Consider the following 17,221-nt stretch of genomic DNA (forward strand, 5'->3'; position numbering starts at 1 on the left):
TTATTTATTCGTGGGCAGTCTGTTCGCTTTCGCCTTCTACCGGTTGGTATGCGTTTGAGCTGTATTGCTCGCCGACAACTCCGCTTGAGTATGCATCAGTAATTTGATTGTGAACTTCATTTACAGCATTATCATCATAAGAGAAAATTTCTTTTGGGTCTTTTTTCTTCATAGTGGGTTCCACCTTTCAACTAAGTATCCATCCTAGTTTGTGTCGAGTGTCATTCATTTAAAGGTGGTAAAAATTACAGGAGGAATGGATAGAATGTTTACCCCAGTTATTATACAATGAGTTAAAATGGGCAGAAAAGGAAGGAAGTAGCGATGTTTTCTTTTGTAAAAGATCCAAGGCTTGGAATATTTTTGCCACAGTTGGATATAGAATGGGCTCAATACAACAAAGAAACACAGCAGGAAATATTATTGAAGTGGGAAAAGATACGCGGGAGCATCCCGGACCGGATTAAAGAGTTAGAAGAAGAAATTAATTTTAAGCAGGCTCAATTGAATGATGAAGCAGATTTTGAGCGGTCTTGCGAGTTGAATTCGGAGATTGCAGATCATGCTAGCATTATTAATGATTTGTGGTTGTGGTATCGCATGAATCAGCATGTATCATCTTCAAAAGTCCACTCATAAAAGGCGAATATCCGTTATGGATATTCGCCTTTTCTTTGAATGCCGCAGTTGTTTTCCATATTACATTAAAACATCTCGCATTCTGATTCGTCTAGTTCGCCGTTTTCTACTAGGTGTCGCATCATGTAGTAGTAATGGGAGAATTCTGAGACTTCTTTGGTCCAGTAGTAGTTTGTTCCTGCTGTGGTTATCATGCCGAGCAGTGGGACGTTGTTTACTTTTTGGCGACCAATTATTGCAACAAACAATAGCTTAATCAAGTGCAATAAAGGCTGTTGGAGCCATACAGTAGGGTGATCTTTGTCTGTTAAAACGTCAAAATAATGATCGATATCCTGTCCAAGCTCACTTTTCAATGTTTCCCAGCGTTCATGCTGATATTTCTTGGGTATGGTCGCACCATAGAATAATTGCAATGATTTTACCATTTCCAAAGGAGTACTTGCCCTGTAGCCGTAAGACATCGCAACAAGCTGTGTGGTACGGATGTTTAGTGCTGCAAAAGCTGGGATATCTATAGCGAGGGTGGATAGCTTCGCCGTTCCTGTCATGCTACCTTGGATCACAGAGTAAAGCTTTTGCTTGGCAATCTGCTGCTCGGCGATAAATGCTTTTTGTGATAATGGCAGTTCTCGAATATCTTCTATTCTTTCGATATCTTCCCTATAGCTTCGGGCCATATTGACGATCCGTTCTTCTGCTTGCTGTTGAAAGGAGGACTGCTGGATGATTCCATGCAAATGAAACAACCATGTGTCAATCTGGGCAAAAAATAAATCTTTTTTATCGTCTGACAATAAATCAAAAGCCTTGTCCACCCAATGGTCCAACGTGTCTGAAAACTGGGATGGTTCGTATGTATATAATTTTTCTTCCCATTGTGAAAGTTTATGTTTCCATTGTTCTTCCCTGCTTATATTGGACACAGTTCTTCCCCTCACTTTTTCATCTGCTAGTTTTCTCCATTATACCATAGCAGTTCCGCACAAAAAAACAGTCCCAGATCTGTTAAGTTAAACAGATCTGGGACTGTAGCTTATAATGCTATTTTCATTACGTCTCTAGCAATCATTACTTCTTCATTCGTAGGAATTACGATGACTTTAACAGGAGAGTGCGGGTAGTTAATAAATGCTTCTTTACCACGAACCTTGTTCAATGCAGGATCCCAGTAAACACCCATAAACTCAAGTCCTTGAAGCACTCTTGCACGGATTACATCACTGTTCTCCCCGATACCTGCAGTAAAGATGATCGCGTCCACTCCGTACATTCTTGCGGCATAAGAACCAATATACTTATGAATACGACCTGCGAATACTTCCAAAGCAAGTTCCGCGCGCTCGTTACCTTCAGTTGCAGCAGATTCAATATCACGAAGGTCACTGGAGAAACCGGATACTCCAAGGATACCACTGCGTTTGTTCAGGACTTCTAATACTTCGTCGGCTGTTTTGCCTGTTTTCTCCATGATGAATGGAATCAAAGCAGGGTCAATATTACCAGAGCGAGTTCCCATTGCTACACCTGCAAGTGGTGTGAATCCCATGGAAGTATCAATGGATTTTCCGCCTTCGATTGCCGCAATACTTGCACCGTTTCCTAGGTGACATGAGATCAGGCGAAGTTGCTCAACCGGTCTGCCAAGTAATTCTGCAGCACGCTCAGAAACATATTTATGAGAGGTACCATGGAAACCGTATTTACGAATGCCATAGTCTTCATAGTACTCGTATGGCAAGCTGTAAAGGAAAGATTTTTCCGGCATGGATTGATGGAATGCTGTATCAAAAACAGCCACTGCTGGTACATTCGGAAGGATTTCCTTGAATGCTTTAATTCCCACGATGTTTGCCGGGTTATGAAGTGGTGCAAGCTCTGAAAGTTCTTCTAATTGGCCTAAAATTTCATCCGTAATAAGGACGGAATCATTGAACTTTTCTCCACCATGTACGACACGGTGGCCAATTCCTGTGATTTCATCGAAGCTTTGGATGATGTCAAGATCGATCAGTTTTTTCAATAAGATTTTAACAGCTACCCCGTGCTCTGGAATGTCTGTGATTTCTGTTACTTTTTCGCCGTTCACAGAGATGGTGAAAACAGCATCGTTTAATCCGATACGTTCCACTAATCCTTTTGTAATAACATTTTCACTAGGCATTTCAAACAATTGGAATTTAAGAGAAGAGCTTCCTGCATTTATTGCAATAACTTTTGACATGACGATACGTACAACTCCTTTTATATGGTCACACTTGGATGGATGATTAAATGTTTTTACACTCTACCTATCTTGTGCAAAGTTCCGATATTATATATACCTTTTTCATTTAAACACCGACATACTGCATTTGCAAGAGGCTTCCCTTTATGGTAACGCTTACCTTATATATTCGTTATTTTCTGAAGAATAGCATAGTTTTTTTAGACTATTAAATCTTCACTAACGGTTGATCTTCGTTGCAGGAGCTTCGCTTTCCGCGGGCGGTCCGGAAGCCTCCTCGGGCTGCGCCCTGCGGGGTCTTCCATGTCCCTTCCTCCCGCAGGACAAGGAAGGCTTCGGCAGCGAAGCATCGCACGAAGAAAATGCGCTAGCATTTTCGAGGAGTCTCCGCTCCTTCCACTACGATCAACGAGGTTGTCTAATAATTACTTTTTGTTTTTTTGCTCGGAAAACCAGTGGTTTATTTGGGCCATGATTTTTTCCATTGCCTGCATGTTGGAGAAGCTTGGCAAGTTTACTAATAGAGCTTCTTTAGGAGGTTCAATGCCTATTCCTTTTTTCTGCAAAACAAGGATGCTTTTTGCATGGTTTTTGTTTTGGAACATGGTTTCCGGAAGCTGAAGCATTCCTTGGATATACGCTTCGTCTTTTATTAAAGCGTTGACTCTTTTTGCTTCCTCTTCTTCAAACATGGAGTTAGGAACCAAGAATAAAAGGTGCCCGCCTGGTTTTGTGTAACGCAACCCTTGTTCGATGAACAGATAATGCGCATAGGAATGTCCTTCTTCCGCTTTTAGCTTGAAGTTGGCAGCATTGTTATCATCAGGATAATACCCTACTGGAAGGTCACTCACAACCACATCTACTGGTTCTACAAAGAGGTTGCTTAAGCCATCTTGGTTGAATAAACTGATTGCCTGCTCTTGCAGATTGGCGTTATTATAAGCAAGTTTCACTAACAGGTCGTCCACATCCACACCAAACGCCTCCAGCTTTTTGTTAGGCTGGTGGTTAAGGACAGCTGTAAGAAGATTTCCAGTACCGATAGCAGGATCAAGCATGGTCAGCTGTTGCAGATGTGAGGTGTATTTTCCGACGAGGTATCCCATAAACATGGCAATCGCATCTGGAGTCATTTGATGGTTAGCTTGAACTGCATCTTTCATTCCTTTTAGGATGGCAAGTTGAAATCCTTTTCTGATTTCTTCTTTTTGAAGGGAAGTGAGATTTTGTTTGCTGTATTCTTTTTCGAGTCTTCGTTTGGTTACTTCTGATACTTCTTCTTGGATGACTGCTCCGTGGAAGAGGTTTTCTGCGGTTTCTGCTAGTGCTTCTAGGTATGTACAGTCTAGTTCTTCTTGTAGGATTTGTGCTGTTGTATCGAATAGGGAAAATGTATTTTCTAGTTTTGTAATGGACATTATGCCACTCCTTTTCTTTCTCCAATTTCAGTATTCCTATTTTACATGGAGTACGGGCAAAAATAAAGCAGACTGCAATTATCACAGTCTGCTCGTCTTGGTGTAATGGGTTTGAGTAGGGTATTATTCTGCAGATTTAACTGCTTCGATTGCCGCTTCGTAGTTAGGGTGGTCCGTACCTTCCCCAACGTATTCAACGTATGTTACTTTGTCGTTGGAGTCCACAACAAATGTGGAGCGTGCAAGTAGACGTAGTTCTTGCATTAGTACGCCGTATGCTTCACCGAAAGAAGCGTCACGGTGGTCAGATACTACCTCAACATTGTCAAGTCCACTAGCAGCACACCAGCGTTTTTGAGCGAAAGGCAAGTCCATGCTGACAGTAATAACTTTTACGTTATCAAGCTTTGCTGCCTCTTCGTTAAATTTACGAGTTTGTTGGTCGCATACTCCTGTATCAATGGAAGGAACTACGCTGATTAGTTTCTTGAATCCTTTGTAGTTTTCCAATGTTACTGGAGATAGGTCATTTGCAAGAACGGAGAAGTTTGGAGCTTGGTCGCCCACTTGCACTTCGCTTCCGATTAGTGTCATTGGGTTGCCTTTAAATGTTACGTTTGCCATGATAATTTCCCTCCTCATATTGTATGTACACTTGTAATAATAGCTATGTTTTGGAAGTTTTGCAATTAATCAAACTTTATTGTTGTGGAGTGGGAAGAGGTGGTTTCCCTTTACGGTCAAAGTTTGTCGAAGCGTGTAGATTTCTTGATATATCTCGAATTTTCTTGATATCCACCTTAGTTTTCTTGATATATCTTAATATTTCTTGATATCTCCCCTGAATTTCTTGATATATCGCAAAATTTCTTGATATCCGCCGCCTAGCCTAGTTCCCCCTCCACCTGTAGCCAAATAAAAAAGCCAACTGCTGTGCAGCCGGCGTTTTTTAGAAGTCCAAGTCCTGCTTATTTTCATTGTAGGAATGATCAGAGTGATTCGCTCTGTTATGTTTATTGTTATTCAGCATATGTTGCACTTTCTCAACCGCCTGTGGAGCCAAATCCAGTAGTCTTTCATAGATACTCGTGCTTTCATCAAGATGGAGCATTTTCACTCCCTGTGAATTCACAATCAAGAAAGCGATAGGAGTGATGGACACGCCACCTCCACTACCTCCGCCAAACGGAAGCTTTTGCCCTTGGCTCTGGTGGTTGCCACCACCATCATTCCTCTCCGGACCTGATGAGCCTCCGCCTTGAAACTCACTTCCACCTGCTGCAAAACCAAAGCCGACTTTGGAAACAGTCAAAATAACACTTCCATCCGGTGTTTCTACCGGGTCGCCGATGATCGTATTAACATCAATCATATCTTTTAAATTTTCCATAGCTGTTGTCATTAGACTTTTAATTGGATGTTCAGACATATTGATCCTCCTTATTGCTATTACATGGATTTGTGATTTTCCTCTTTGGACAACATGGATAAAGGACGGGTTTTAAACTTAGGTCTACCGCCCTTCCAATATTTAACGATTCTTATTCCTGCCAACATAGCATACCCGATTCGAAACCGAATCATACACTTAAACATGGTTTGGGAAACAGTATATTGAAAATAAGGGGTAATGGAGAGTTCCGGTTTAGCTCGGAAGTCTGTATAATTGCTTAAAAACCCTACAATTCCCCCTTTGATTGACCATCCTGCCCCAACAAACATCCCAGTATGTGCTGCATCTCCTAGCCCAATATTGCTATGCCATTCCAGGTGTTTCACTTCCATTCTTGAAAGCAATCTCCTGACTATCTCATGCATCCCGACAACATGACGCACCAGTTCATATGTATCTTCAAAACTCTGCCATATCTCTTTTGGAGAAAAATCTTTCTCTTTTTGTTTACCTTGAGAAGGATCTCCGCCTCCAACTTTGGTTTTTTCCTCGACATGAATGGATGCTGTGTCTTTATCTACACTGATCAATGGAACATCAATGGTGTACCGCAACAATCCGTACCATGCACTTAGTTTCACTGTCATCTGATCATTATCTTGTTGATGATGGTAGTAAAAATGGATGGTAATTTTAGTGACGAGAACCATGACTAAGAGAAAAATTATAATGGCAAAGATTATTATGGCCCAGATCACACTTTCACACCCTTTCTTTCCCCTTCCATTATCTCCTAGCATAAAAAAAATAAACCTAAAGTCACGATGGACTTCAGGTTTATTACTTATTTTTCATGAACCACTGTTGTGTCTGCAATAAAGTCGTGCACGCCTTGCTTTTTGCTCGTGAAAGCAGCAACAAGGAATACGATATATGTTATAGGCGCATAAACTAACGCTATATATCGGCCTACACCTTCTCTAAAAAGAATCGTTTTCCATGAAAGGTCATTAGCTTTAAGGTCTACCACTCGTAATCCAAACACCATCTTACCCAATGTCTGTTTAAAATACTTCGTCATAAGAATAAAATACCCATATAGCACAATGGTTGTGGCAATGGTTGCAGGTGAGAACATAAAGCTTTGGCTAGTGGATATCCCTAGTAGTCTAAAAATCGGATATATCACGATCGCTCCGATGCTCCAAATGATTAATAGGTCTAATAGAAATGCCCAAAGCCTCATCCAGAACCCTGCATAGCGATATTCGATGACTCCTACTTCCTTCGCAGGCAACATCGTATCATTGCTGATCCTGTCTTCCCCTACGTTCACGTCCTCATGTATTACGTTTTCGTTTGTATACTCGCTATTCTGCTCATCTCTCATTTTTTCTTCCTCCTACTCTGCATACAAGTACATTAGTCTTGGAGAATTAGGTTGATTGATAAGCTTTGCTAACATCTGCATTTCAGACTCTGGCTTTAATAGTGATTGTACATTCATGCTGAATAAGGAACCCCAGCCCAGGTTTTCTGTATATTGAACAACTTGGACGTTCCCCATCTCATGGTCTTTTTTCATTGCCTCAATAACATCTTCAAAATACCCCAGCTCATCCACAATATTAATGTCTTTGGCTTGTTGGCCGTCATAGATTCTTCCGTCAGCAATTCTTCTGACCTCTGATTCACTCATGCCCCGGCCATCTACAATCACTTTTACAAATTGATCATACATATTGTCTACCATTGATTGAAGAATTTGACGCTCTTCCTCAGACATGTCTTTCGTTGGAGACATAATATCTTTATATGGCCCACTCTTGATGGTATCGAATTTTACCCCATATTTTTCAGCAAGCTCACTGTAATTAATTCCCTGCATGATAACGCCGATAGAACCTGTGATTGTCTCAGGTGAAGCGAAAATTTTGTTCGCCGGTGCTGCAATATAGTAACCACCTGAAGCAGCCATAGTTCCCATAGAAATATAAATCGGTTTTTCTGTTTCTTCTTTAATTTCCACCAGTCTTTTATGTATCTCGGCACTTTCTGATACACCGCCACCTGGTGTATTGACGCGAACAATAATTCCTTGAACAGTATCATCCTCTTTTGCTTGATCTAGCATTCTTAAAAATTGACGATGATTATAACCTGGTGATTGGAACACAGATGTTACATCGCTTCCTGTGTCCTGAATAACACCGTTAACTTCTAGAACTAGAATCTTACGGTTTGGGCTACCGTCTTCAATTACTTCCTCAATAAACTCTTCTTCCCCTCCAAAAATATCTGAAAAAGAATCAGATGTGGAGCTTTCTGCAGGCTTAGTTGCCAGACTTGTAATAATCGACACAAAAAATAATAATGCCGCAATACCTAATGCGGCCCAACGCTTTCCACTCATATCTAAACCTCCTAGTTGTTCGTACAGTACCTATACGTTAAATCGTTTCAAAAAGTTTCATCAAAATGGTAAACTTATCACAATATAGAATTGTACTAAATTTTTTTCCAAAAGGATAATGTTTTTGGATATTTTTTGTTTAAGTTCCAATTTTTATTATAAAGAGGAGGAAAAACAATGACAGAACGTCGTAAAATATTTTTCTTTTATAAAAGGGAAGAAGAGCTAGTGTCAAAAGTTGAAAAACTGGAGCAATTAGCAGTACAAAATAACTTTGAAATATTAAATGATCACCATAATGCCAACATTATCGTGGCAGTTGGAGGAGATGGTACATTCCTTCAAGCTGTTCAGAAAACAGGTTTCAAAGATGATTGCCTTTATGCAGGTATCAATGCTGGAGAAACTTCTAGTTTTTATTGCGACTTTCATATCGATGATACAGAGAAGATGGTCGAAGCGATGAAGTTTGAACAAATCGAGGTTAGGAAATACCCTACCATTGAAGTGACGATTGACGGCATTTCTTCTTTTCAATGTTTAAACGAGTGCTCTATTCGCTCTGCTATCATAAAAACATTCGCGATAGATGTTTACATAGATGAGCTGCACTTTGAAACATTCCGAGGAGATGGGATGATTGTTTCCACACCGACTGGTAGTACTGCCTACAATAAGTCAGTCCAGGGTGCTGTGGTAGATCCGATGCTCCCTTGTTTTCAGGTAAGTGAACTTGCTTCCATAAATAATAACAGCTATCGTACGCTTGGATCTCCGTTTATTATGGCAGGCGCTAGGAAGTTGACGTTAAAAGTTATTCAGGATGGAAATGATTATCCGACGATTGGGATTGATAATGAAGCTTTAAGCATTAAGCATGTGGAGCGGTTGGATATTCAGCTTACTGATAGGAAGATTAAGACTGTTAAGTTGAAGGATAATTCGTTTTGGGAGAAGGTTAAACGGACATTTTTATAAAATCCCTTGGTGCAACAACCAAAGGACACCGCATGAACGCGGTGTCCTTTTTGTATACTGTTTAACGCCGCTGTTGATTTCCGCAAATGGCTTCGCTTTCCGCGGGGCGACCTTGAGCCTCCTCACAACGCTTCAGGGGTCTCAACAATGTCGCTTCTTCCCCCGCAGGAGTCTTCGCCTTTTGCTCCAATCAACAGCTATAGATCATCATTCACTGTAGCTATTCTTAATCTCTTTCATACACTACCGTACCGTCGACGATTGTCTTTAGTACGTTTGTTTCTAGGATATCATCTTCTGTTGCTGTAAATAGGTCAGTGTCTAGTACTGTGAAGTCTGCGTAGTAACCTGTATCGATGACCCCTTGTTTATCCTCTTCGAAAATAGCTTGAGCACTACCTTTTGTGAACAGCCCGATTGCTTCATAAATGGAAAGACATTGTTCTGGTTGATAGACGATTTTATCCTCATCACCAGGGATTTGTCTTGTAACGGCAGCATGAATTCCTAAAATGGGGTCAACCGGCTCAATCGGAGCATCCGATCCTCCTGCACATATCAACCCTTCATCGAGGAGGGTTTTCCAAGCATACGAATAGTTCAGTCTTTCTTCTCCAAGGCGTTCAATAATCCAAGGAAAGTCTGTTGCCACAAAACGCGGCTGGATATCTAATATAAGTGGCAGTTTTTTGGCGCGATCAATAAGATCCTTGGTTAAAATTTGAGCGTGAATGAGCCTGTCTCTTTCCCCTTTTGGAGCAGGATGTTTTTCAAGGGCATCTAACATATATTCAAATGCACGATCACCTATTGTATGAACCGCAACCGTCATCCCATAGTCTCTTGCTTTTTTTACTAGACTGTCCAATTGTTCTTGTGTATGAATGGCCACCCCGGATGTTTCAGGAGCATCATTATAAGGTCGGCTTAACAGAGCAGTTCTTCCTCCGAGTGCACCATCAGCAAAAATCTTCATGGCGCCAAGGGTGATAAAGCCAGTTGTCTCCTTAAATGTATGTCCCTCTTCATGCATATCATCCACAACTTCATGATGTACCAGCAAATGCGCGCGATATTTTAACTTATCCCGTTCAATCACATTTTCAAATGCTCCAAATGTTTTCGTAAAACTGCCATAATAACTTAGGTCTTCACTATGACTTCCGACCAACCCAAGGCGCAAGCAATCCTCAATAGAAGTTTTCAAAGCATTGTACAAGTAACTTTCACTCGCTTTTGGTATCTTCCTTTTTACTAATTCCTGCGCTTGGTCAAGTAAGAATCCAGTCGGTTCATCATCGATATCTTTTACAATAACGCCTCCTGGAGGGTTTTCTGTTTCTTTTGTAATACCGGCAAGTTCCAATGCTTTACTGTTGACCAGTACGGCATGGCGACAAACTCTTGACAGGATCATCGGATGATTTGATGTGATTTCATCAAGTTCTGTTCTATGGAATATCTTTCGATCGACAAAATTATTTTCATTCCATCCCTCCCCGAAGATCCATTCTCCTTCAGGCGTTTCTTGAACTTTTCTCATCAATGCCTGTTTCACATCTTGGGGAGATGTAAAATTTGACAAGTCCAGTCGCAGCAGTTTCTCTCCATGTCCAATCAGGTGCATATGACTGTCTGTAAAGCCTGGATACATGACTGCCCCTTGTAAGTCTTGCTTCCGTGCATTGGGATATGTAAAGAAAAGGTCTTCTTGAAGTCCCATATCTTTAATGATTCCATCTTCCGTATAAACAGCTTCCACTGTTTCCGTTTCTGCTTTCATCGTATAAATCTTTCCGCCGTACCAAATTTCTCCCATGGTGATCTTTCTCCTTCTTTTTGTAAAATTACATTTAGATTATCATTTGTGCAGGCCAGGCACAAAAAAATCGCATTAAAAAAGACAGTATAGGTGGGGTCAAGGAATCTGATCCCCACCCATACTGCCTTACCTTTGTAAATTTTTCTTTATCAGGATTGTGCCGCTTGAGCCAATTCTTGTTGCCTTAGCTCTATTCTTCTTATTTTTCCAGAAGTAGTTTTCGGAAGCTCGGCAACATACTCGATTTTTCGAGGGTACTTATATGGGGCCGTCAATTCCTTAACATGCTCTTGAAGCATTTTAGTAACCTTATCTTCTTCCTGATCTACCCCGTCCTGTAACACAACAAAGGCTTTAACGATGTTTCCTCTTATTTCATCAGGACTAGCCACCACGGCGCATTCACGTACCATCGGGTGCTTTACCAACGCATCTTCTACTTCAAACGGTCCAATGGTGTAACCTGAGCTGATGATAATATCATCGCTTCTGCCTTCAAACCAAAAGTAACCGTCTTCGTCCTTTTTGGCTTTATCACCTGTAATATAGTAGTCCCCTCTAAATTGTCTGGAAGTACGTTCAGGATCTTTGTAATAGTGTTTGAAAAGTGCCGGCGTTTCTACATGTACTGCGATGTCCCCGACTTCCCCCACTGCACATTCTTCAGCATCCTCATTGATGATTGTTACCCTATTGCCAGGTGTCGGTTTTCCCATGGAACCAGATTTAATTTCCATTCCTTTTAATACTCCAAGTAACAGGGTGTTTTCCGTTTGACCATAGCCGTCTCGAACATCAACTTGGAAATGTTTCCGGAAGGTATCTATTACTTCACGATTTAATGGTTCCCCGGCTGATACTGCACTGTGAAGATGCGGTAGCTGATAAGCGTTCAAATTATCCACTTTCGCCATCAGACGATACTCTGTCGGTGTACAGCAGAGGACGTTCACTTCATGTTTCTCAAGAAGTTTCAGGTATGTGTTAGGATCGAACTTGCCATGATAGACAAATCCTGTCGCCCCAGAACCGAGTGTCGATAAGAACGGACTCCATATCCACTTCTGCCAACCAGGGCTTGCAGTTGCCCATACTACATCATTGTCTTCGATTCCTAGCCAGTTCTTGGAGGTCGTACGTAGATGCGCATAAGCCCATCCGTGAGTATGAACCACTCCTTTTGGATTGCCGGTTGTCCCTGATGTGTAGGATAGAAATGCCATGTCATCTTTTGAGGTGTTGGCAAAATCAAGTTGATCTGATTGTTTTTCCATCGCTTCGTGCAGGTTTGTCCAGCCCTTTTCTGCTAGTCCACCAACACTGAATCTTACCAGGTTGCCCACTTCCTCCAATTTATCTGCCTGTTCCACAAATGGTTGATATGTAATGATCCCTTTTACATCTCCGTGTTCAATTCGGTATGCAAGGTCTTTTTCTCTTAACATTTCAGAACATGGAATGACGACTATACCCGCTTTCAGTGCTCCAAGATACACCTGATAACTGTCAATCAGCCTTGGCATCATGACCAGGACCACATCTCCTTTTTGCAGCCCTTCCGAAAGTAAAGCGTTTCCAATTTTATTTGCAGCTTTCATTAATTGTTGATATGTTACTTGTTCTTTCTCCCCTTGCTCGCTTTCCCAAATAAGTGCGAGCCTTTCGCTGTCTTGTGCGTACTTTTCAACTTCTTCAACCAGATTGTACTTTTGCGGTGCTAAAAGTTCTTCTCTTTTCATATGAAGTCATCCCCTTTGTAATAGTACTATCTCTATATTACAAAATTTTTTAAATAATTTGAATTATTTTGCGGAAATTTATATAAAAATAAAACACCTTCCCAAAAGAAGGTGCCTCTAACAATAGTTATTGCTCATTCGATTTAACCGCATGTTTTGGTTCGTTGCGGCGTTTTCTTCCTTGTTTCTTCTGTTGTTTTTCCACTTGATTTTGCTCCTTCATAAAAAAGCACCTCCAAGATTAGAATAGAAGAAAGGTGGGGTTTCCCCCACCTCGTAGCCATTTTATATATTATTTTTGGTAACCGCCACTGAAGCTTTGTTCAGCCATTTGAACTAAGCGTTTAGTGATTTCTCCACCAACGGAACCGTTAGCGCGAGCAGTTGCATCAGGACCAAGTTGAACTCCGAATTCAGAAGCGATTTCGTATTTCATTTGGTCAAGAGCTTGTTGTACACCAGGTACAACTAGTTGGTTTGAACTGTTGTTTGCCATGTGTTTTCACCTCCTTGTGAATATAGAATGTGTAAAAACACATGGCATCATTCATGTTTTAAATATGGTAATTCTTCACAGTATCCATCAGTTAAAATAAATCGTTGATGACACTATCTTCTTCTTGCTTTTTCCCTGTTATTAGTAGCTTTTCAGTGCGATCGACTGCATCGTTCACCATCTTATCTATATCAAAAAAGCTTTCATAAAAATTGATTTTTTCCTTTTTCGGCTTCGTTTTAGGTGCAGAAGGAGTGAAAATGGTACAACAGTCTTCATAAGGACGGTTGGAAATTTCCAACGTATCAATATGTTTGGCAATATCCATAATTTCTATTTTGTCCATCGTAATGAGCGGACGAATGATCGGTGTGGAAGTAACCTCATTAATCGTTGACATGCTTTGCAAAGTCTGACTGGCCACTTGTCCCAAGCTTTCTCCAGTTATAATTGCAAGCCCTTGCTCTTTTTCACAAATTTTGTCGGCTATCTTCAGCATAAATCTTCTGGTGGATGTCATCGTATAGTTTTCAGGCACTTGCTTTTGAATCGCTACTTGGATATCTGTAAAGGGAACGATATGCAGATTAATGGAGTGTCCGAAATCTGTCAGTCTTTCTGTCAGTTCCACTACTTTCTGTTTCGCACGTTCACTAGTGTACGGAGGGCTGAAGAAGTGGACAACTTCTAATCTAATTCCACGTTTCATTGCCAAATATCCTGCTACAGGACTGTCAATCCCGCCAGATAGCATGAGCACACCCGTTCCACTTGTCCCAACCGGAAGACCTCCTGCGCCTGGAATATCCTTACAAGTAATGTAGGTAGCATCCTCTCTCACTTCAACCCTGACATTAATATCAGGCTGTTTTACATTCACCGTTAAATCTTCGGTATTACGTAATAGATGCGATCCAATTGCATGGTTTAATCCATTGGTATCAAGTTCAAAGTTTTTATAAGCCCGCTTGGCCGTCACTTTAAACGTCTTTCCTTTGTAAGGTAGTGCCTCGAGAGCAAATAATGCTCCATTTTTCATTTCTTCTAACTCTGTTTTCGTTTTTACTGCAAGGCTGAACGAGTGGATGCCAAAAATGCTTTGAAGTCTATCCAAAATCTGTTCATGAGGCTCTCCATTTAATTTAATGAACATTCTATCTCTGCTTTTTTCAATAGCGACCTTTGGGAAGTCTTTAATTTTTTCTAAAATATTGAAACTAAGACGTTGGACAAACTGCTTTCGGTTTCTCCCTTTAGTAGACAGTTCACCAAATCGGATTAATATGTGATCATAGTTCATGTTCTTTTACCTCGTTACTTCTTTTATAGTGGTGATGGCTTGGATAAACTCTTGTAAAAATAATCGTATCTCTTCTTTTGTTGTACTGTATGTCATACTTATTCGGATGGCACTTTCCGCCTGTGCCCTCGTCACTCCCATTGCCGTTAATGTCTTGCTGGGTGCTTTTCGCTTGGAAGAGCAGGCAGAGGTTGTAGAGACATAAATATTTTTTGTGCCTAATGCATGGACAAGAACTTCTGACTTTATGCCCGGAACGGAAAAATTGACAATATGCGGAGCGCTTTGATTTCTGTAAGAGTGGATAAAAACTCCCTTTATCTGCTCCAACTCATCAAGAAGATAGTGCTTTAATTGAAGTAAATTAGATAAGTGATTTTCACTTTTCTCCAAGGTCATTCGGAGCGCTTTCGTCATGGAAACAATTCCCGCTACGTTCTCTGTTCCAGATCGTAACGTCCATTCCTGGTCTCCTCCGCTGAGTATTGGATGAAGTTTGACACCATTTTTTGCAATCAGGATCCCGTTTCCTTTTAATCCGTGAAACTTATGAGCCGAAAGAGAACAAAGGTCTATTGTGTCCATTCGTAATGGAACCTTGCCAATTCCTTGTATATGGTCAACATGAAAGCTTGCATTTAGGTGGTTCTTGAGCATTTCGCCGATTTCTTCTACAGGTTGGATTGCCCCGGTTTCATTATTTACATGAATGATGGAAACCAACACCGTTTCTTTTGTCAACGCTTCTTCTACTTGTTTTTTCGTAATTCTTCCTTCCTTATTAACAGGAAGAACTGTCACTTCAAATCCTTCCTTTTCCAAATCCTTTATCGCATTCGTTACAGAAGGATGTTCAATAGAAGTTGTAATGATATGGTTGCCTATATTTTTTTTACTCAGAGCACATCCTTTTACTGCCAAGTTGTTACTTTCTGTTCCACCTGAAGTGAAAATGACTTCCTTATGATGGACATGCAGCAAGGATGCAATTGTCTCCCTTGAACGGTTAAGCAGCATTTCTGCCTCGCCGCCAAGCGAATGAAGCGAAGATGGGTTTCCAAAATATTCTGTGGACACCTTAAGAAAAGAATCCACCACTTCTTTATATGGTTTAGTTGTGGCGCTGTTGTCTAAATAAATCATGGTCATCCTCCATAGTTCTGATGAGGAATTTATATCATCAATTAATATAGATAATATTTTCTTCTAAGCGAATATTAATGTTAGCACATTTTATAACCTTGGAAAAGAAATCCCGTCCTTTATATGACCATGAAAGAGGTATTTATTAGAAATATTACCTTTTCCCTTTCTATACATGTATAGACATGTTACACTAATAATTGTTTTTCTAATATATTGAATTGTTGAACTTTTATGTTATTCGACAAATTTCATCAAAATTATGGTAGGATGAAAACGTATTCATTTCATTTTCTCATCAGGAGGATTTTCATGCATAAAAAAATATATACAAATAAGGATATATTGGTATTGGGACTAATGTTGTTTGCCTTATTTTTAGGTGCCGGGAATATGATTTTCCCTCCATTACTTGGACAAGCAGCCGGTGATAACGTTGGAATATCTGTTATAGGTTTCTTGATTACAGGAGTTGGCCTTCCACTACTTGGAGTAATGGCCATTGCTTACACAGGTGGCGACCTTCAAACACTAGCTAATCGTGTACACCCAATTTTCGGAATTATTTTTACTATTATTATGTATTTAGCGATTGGGCCATTCTTTGGAATACCGCGTACAGGTACTGTAGCCTTTGAAATCGGTGCAACACCTTTCTTACCTGAATCCGTTAACCCACAAGGTTGGGCACTCTTTCTGTTTACTTTAGTATTCTTTGCTATTACGTATTATCTTGCATTAAATCCAGCAAAACTTGTTGATCGAATTGGGAAAATCCTGACCCCCCTTTTGTTACTTGTTATTGGCATTCTTGTTGTGAAGAGTATCGTCACTCCGATGGGTGCTATTGGTGCTCCAACCGAGCCTTACCAAGAATCACCTTTCTTTAAGGGCTTCCTTGAAGGCTATCTGACAATGGACACCATTGCAGCTTTAGTTTTCGGAATTGTTGTAATATCTGCAATAAAGGATAAAGGTGTAACAGATAAAAAAACGATTACTTCTCTTTGTTTAAAAGCAGGATTTATTGCCGCAATAGGTCTTACTATCGTTTACGGTGGGTTATCTTACCTTGGCGCAACAAGTCTTGATGCAGTCGGAGCTGCAGGAAATGGTGGACAAATATTATCAGGCTCAGCCAATTATCTTTTTGGTTCTATCGGAGCTGTTATTTTAGGTCTTGCCATCACGTTTGCATGTTTGACGACATCTGTGGGACTTGTATCTGCCACAAGCAAATTCTTTTCTAAAATCATGCCATCTGTATCTTATAAGGTATTTGTTGCAATCTTATCCATCTTTAGTTTGGTTGTGTCTAATGCCGGGCTTGAGCAATTGATTACCATTTCTTTACCTATATTGATTATGATTTATCCATTAGCAATTGTACTGATTGTCCTTTCGTTCTATCGTTGGAGAAATGAATCATTTGTATATGGGTTTGCCTTACTATTCACAGGCATTGTAAGTTTTGTGGATGGATTGGCTGTGGCTGAAATCAATATCACATTTCTACAGAATATCTTCAGCATACTTCCTTTCTATAATGAAGGTGTAGGTTGGTTGGTACCGGCCGTGATTGGTGTGATTATCGGACTTGTCGTTGGGGCAGTAACAGCCAAGCAATCTAATGAAAGTATTGCTTAATAT

17 protein-coding genes are annotated in these 17,221 nt (G+C 40.4%); 3 read left to right on the forward strand and 14 right to left on the reverse strand.

Annotated features, from left to right (window positions below):
- Window positions 1-4 precede the first annotated feature (4 nt).
- Window positions 5-172 (reverse strand): hypothetical protein, encoded by a 168-nt coding sequence (locus tag B4U37_RS22275; RefSeq protein WP_187443819.1) that lies wholly within the window; start codon window positions 170-172, stop codon window positions 5-7.
- Window positions 173-324: 152 nt separating this feature from the next.
- On the opposite strand from B4U37_RS22275, the gene B4U37_RS16855 reads away from it, so the two are divergent.
- Complete coding sequence (locus B4U37_RS16855) at window positions 325-639, forward strand: hypothetical protein (protein ID WP_088019164.1); 315 nt, start codon at window positions 325-327, stop codon at window positions 637-639.
- Window positions 640-704: 65 nt separating this feature from the next.
- Here B4U37_RS16855 and B4U37_RS16860 read toward each other — a convergent pair whose 3' ends face one another.
- The 8 genes from B4U37_RS16860 to sppA all read right to left on the reverse strand — a co-directional run bounded on the left by B4U37_RS16860 (window position 705) and on the right by sppA (window position 8,093).
- Window positions 705-1,565 carry an EcsC family protein gene (locus tag B4U37_RS16860; protein ID WP_157663816.1) on the reverse strand — a complete coding sequence of 287 codons (861 nt, stop codon included), beginning with the start codon at window positions 1,563-1,565 and terminating at the stop codon, window positions 705-707.
- Between the two features lie 110 nt (window positions 1,566-1,675).
- Window positions 1,676-2,863, reverse strand: coding sequence for an acetate kinase (locus B4U37_RS16865; protein ID WP_088019166.1), 1,188 nt, complete (start codon window positions 2,861-2,863; stop codon window positions 1,676-1,678).
- A 428-nt stretch (window positions 2,864-3,291) separates the two neighbouring features.
- Entirely contained in the window at window positions 3,292-4,287 is a 996-nt protein-coding gene (locus B4U37_RS16870) for a class I SAM-dependent methyltransferase (RefSeq protein ID WP_088019168.1), read from the reverse strand.
- A 123-nt stretch (window positions 4,288-4,410) separates the two neighbouring features.
- Window positions 4,411-4,911 (reverse strand): thiol peroxidase, encoded by a 501-nt coding sequence (gene tpx, locus B4U37_RS16875; protein WP_088019169.1) that lies wholly within the window; start codon window positions 4,909-4,911, stop codon window positions 4,411-4,413.
- Window positions 4,912-5,236: 325 nt separating this feature from the next.
- Window positions 5,237-5,716, reverse strand: a complete 480-nt coding sequence (ytfJ, locus tag B4U37_RS16880) for a GerW family sporulation protein (protein ID WP_088019171.1) — start codon at window positions 5,714-5,716, stop codon at window positions 5,237-5,239.
- A 20-nt stretch (window positions 5,717-5,736) separates the two neighbouring features.
- Window positions 5,737-6,438 carry a DUF2953 domain-containing protein gene (locus tag B4U37_RS16885; protein WP_244951522.1) on the reverse strand — a complete coding sequence of 234 codons (702 nt, stop codon included), beginning with the start codon at window positions 6,436-6,438 and terminating at the stop codon, window positions 5,737-5,739.
- 86 nt (window positions 6,439-6,524) lie between these two features.
- Window positions 6,525-7,070 carry an RDD family protein gene (locus B4U37_RS16890; protein ID WP_088019178.1) on the reverse strand — a complete coding sequence of 182 codons (546 nt, stop codon included), beginning with the start codon at window positions 7,068-7,070 and terminating at the stop codon, window positions 6,525-6,527.
- 12 nt (window positions 7,071-7,082) lie between these two features.
- Window positions 7,083-8,093 (reverse strand): signal peptide peptidase SppA, encoded by a 1,011-nt coding sequence (gene sppA / locus B4U37_RS16895; protein ID WP_010195481.1) that lies wholly within the window; start codon window positions 8,091-8,093, stop codon window positions 7,083-7,085.
- Window positions 8,094-8,270: 177 nt separating this feature from the next.
- Between sppA and B4U37_RS16900 the strand changes: the two genes are divergently transcribed.
- Window positions 8,271-9,071 (forward strand): NAD kinase, encoded by an 801-nt coding sequence (locus B4U37_RS16900; RefSeq protein WP_088019180.1) that lies wholly within the window; start codon window positions 8,271-8,273, stop codon window positions 9,069-9,071.
- Window positions 9,072-9,297: 226 nt separating this feature from the next.
- On the opposite strand, the gene B4U37_RS16905 is transcribed toward B4U37_RS16900, so the two are convergent.
- The 5 genes from B4U37_RS16905 to B4U37_RS16925 all read right to left on the reverse strand — a co-directional run bounded on the left by B4U37_RS16905 (window position 9,298) and on the right by B4U37_RS16925 (window position 15,571).
- Complete coding sequence (locus B4U37_RS16905) at window positions 9,298-10,890, reverse strand: amidohydrolase (protein WP_088019181.1); 1,593 nt, start codon at window positions 10,888-10,890, stop codon at window positions 9,298-9,300.
- 152 nt (window positions 10,891-11,042) lie between these two features.
- Window positions 11,043-12,632, reverse strand: a complete 1,590-nt coding sequence (gene mbcS / locus B4U37_RS16910; RefSeq protein ID WP_088019183.1) for an acyl-CoA synthetase MbcS — start codon at window positions 12,630-12,632, stop codon at window positions 11,043-11,045.
- 292 nt (window positions 12,633-12,924) lie between these two features.
- Window positions 12,925-13,128, reverse strand: coding sequence for an alpha/beta-type small acid-soluble spore protein (locus B4U37_RS16915; protein ID WP_010195477.1), 204 nt, complete (start codon window positions 13,126-13,128; stop codon window positions 12,925-12,927).
- A gap of 91 nt (window positions 13,129-13,219) precedes the next feature.
- On the reverse strand, window positions 13,220-14,428 hold the full coding sequence (gene thiI / locus B4U37_RS16920) for a tRNA uracil 4-sulfurtransferase ThiI (RefSeq protein ID WP_088019185.1): 1,209 nt from the start codon (window positions 14,426-14,428) through the stop codon (window positions 13,220-13,222).
- Between the two features lie 6 nt (window positions 14,429-14,434).
- Window positions 14,435-15,571: a cysteine desulfurase family protein gene (locus B4U37_RS16925; RefSeq protein WP_088019187.1), complete on the reverse strand. Its 1,137-nt coding sequence runs from the start codon at window positions 15,569-15,571 to the stop codon at window positions 14,435-14,437.
- Window positions 15,572-15,883: 312 nt separating this feature from the next.
- On the opposite strand from B4U37_RS16925, the gene brnQ reads away from it, so the two are divergent.
- Complete coding sequence (brnQ, locus tag B4U37_RS16930; protein ID WP_088019189.1) at window positions 15,884-17,218, forward strand: branched-chain amino acid transport system II carrier protein; 1,335 nt, start codon at window positions 15,884-15,886, stop codon at window positions 17,216-17,218.
- Window positions 17,219-17,221: the final 3 nt, after the last annotated feature.

The sequence above is a fragment of the Sutcliffiella horikoshii genome (genome assembly GCF_002157855.1).
Lineage (GTDB): Bacteria > Bacillota > Bacilli > Bacillales > Bacillaceae_I > Sutcliffiella_A > Sutcliffiella_A horikoshii_C.

Excerpts from the sequence above, each read along its gene's own strand:
- sppA (WP_010195481.1), bottom strand. The coding sequence starts at position 8,093 with ATGAGTGGAAAGCGTTGGGCCGCATTAGGTATTGCGGCATTATTATTT.
- mbcS (WP_088019183.1), bottom strand. The coding sequence starts at position 12,632 with ATGAAAAGAGAAGAACTTTTAGCACCGCAAAAGTACAATCTGGTTGAA.
- B4U37_RS16905 (WP_088019181.1), bottom strand. The coding sequence starts at position 10,890 with ATGGGAGAAATTTGGTACGGCGGAAAGATTTATACGATGAAAGCAGAA.
- B4U37_RS16900 (WP_088019180.1), top strand. The coding sequence starts at position 8,271 with ATGACAGAACGTCGTAAAATATTTTTCTTTTATAAAAGGGAAGAAGAG.
- tpx (WP_088019169.1), bottom strand. The coding sequence starts at position 4,911 with ATGGCAAACGTAACATTTAAAGGCAACCCAATGACACTAATCGGAAGC.
- brnQ (WP_088019189.1), top strand. The coding sequence starts at position 15,884 with ATGCATAAAAAAATATATACAAATAAGGATATATTGGTATTGGGACTA.
- B4U37_RS16855 (WP_088019164.1), top strand. The coding sequence starts at position 325 with ATGTTTTCTTTTGTAAAAGATCCAAGGCTTGGAATATTTTTGCCACAG.
- B4U37_RS16890 (WP_088019178.1), bottom strand. The coding sequence starts at position 7,070 with ATGAGAGATGAGCAGAATAGCGAGTATACAAACGAAAACGTAATACAT.
- B4U37_RS16925 (WP_088019187.1), bottom strand. The coding sequence starts at position 15,571 with ATGATTTATTTAGACAACAGCGCCACAACTAAACCATATAAAGAAGTG.
- ytfJ (WP_088019171.1), bottom strand. The coding sequence starts at position 5,716 with ATGTCTGAACATCCAATTAAAAGTCTAATGACAACAGCTATGGAAAAT.
- B4U37_RS16915 (WP_010195477.1), bottom strand. The coding sequence starts at position 13,128 with ATGGCAAACAACAGTTCAAACCAACTAGTTGTACCTGGTGTACAACAA.
- B4U37_RS22275 (WP_187443819.1), bottom strand. The coding sequence starts at position 172 with ATGAAGAAAAAAGACCCAAAAGAAATTTTCTCTTATGATGATAATGCT.
- thiI (WP_088019185.1), bottom strand. The coding sequence starts at position 14,428 with ATGAACTATGATCACATATTAATCCGATTTGGTGAACTGTCTACTAAA.
- B4U37_RS16870 (WP_088019168.1), bottom strand. The coding sequence starts at position 4,287 with ATGTCCATTACAAAACTAGAAAATACATTTTCCCTATTCGATACAACA.
- B4U37_RS16865 (WP_088019166.1), bottom strand. The coding sequence starts at position 2,863 with ATGTCAAAAGTTATTGCAATAAATGCAGGAAGCTCTTCTCTTAAATTC.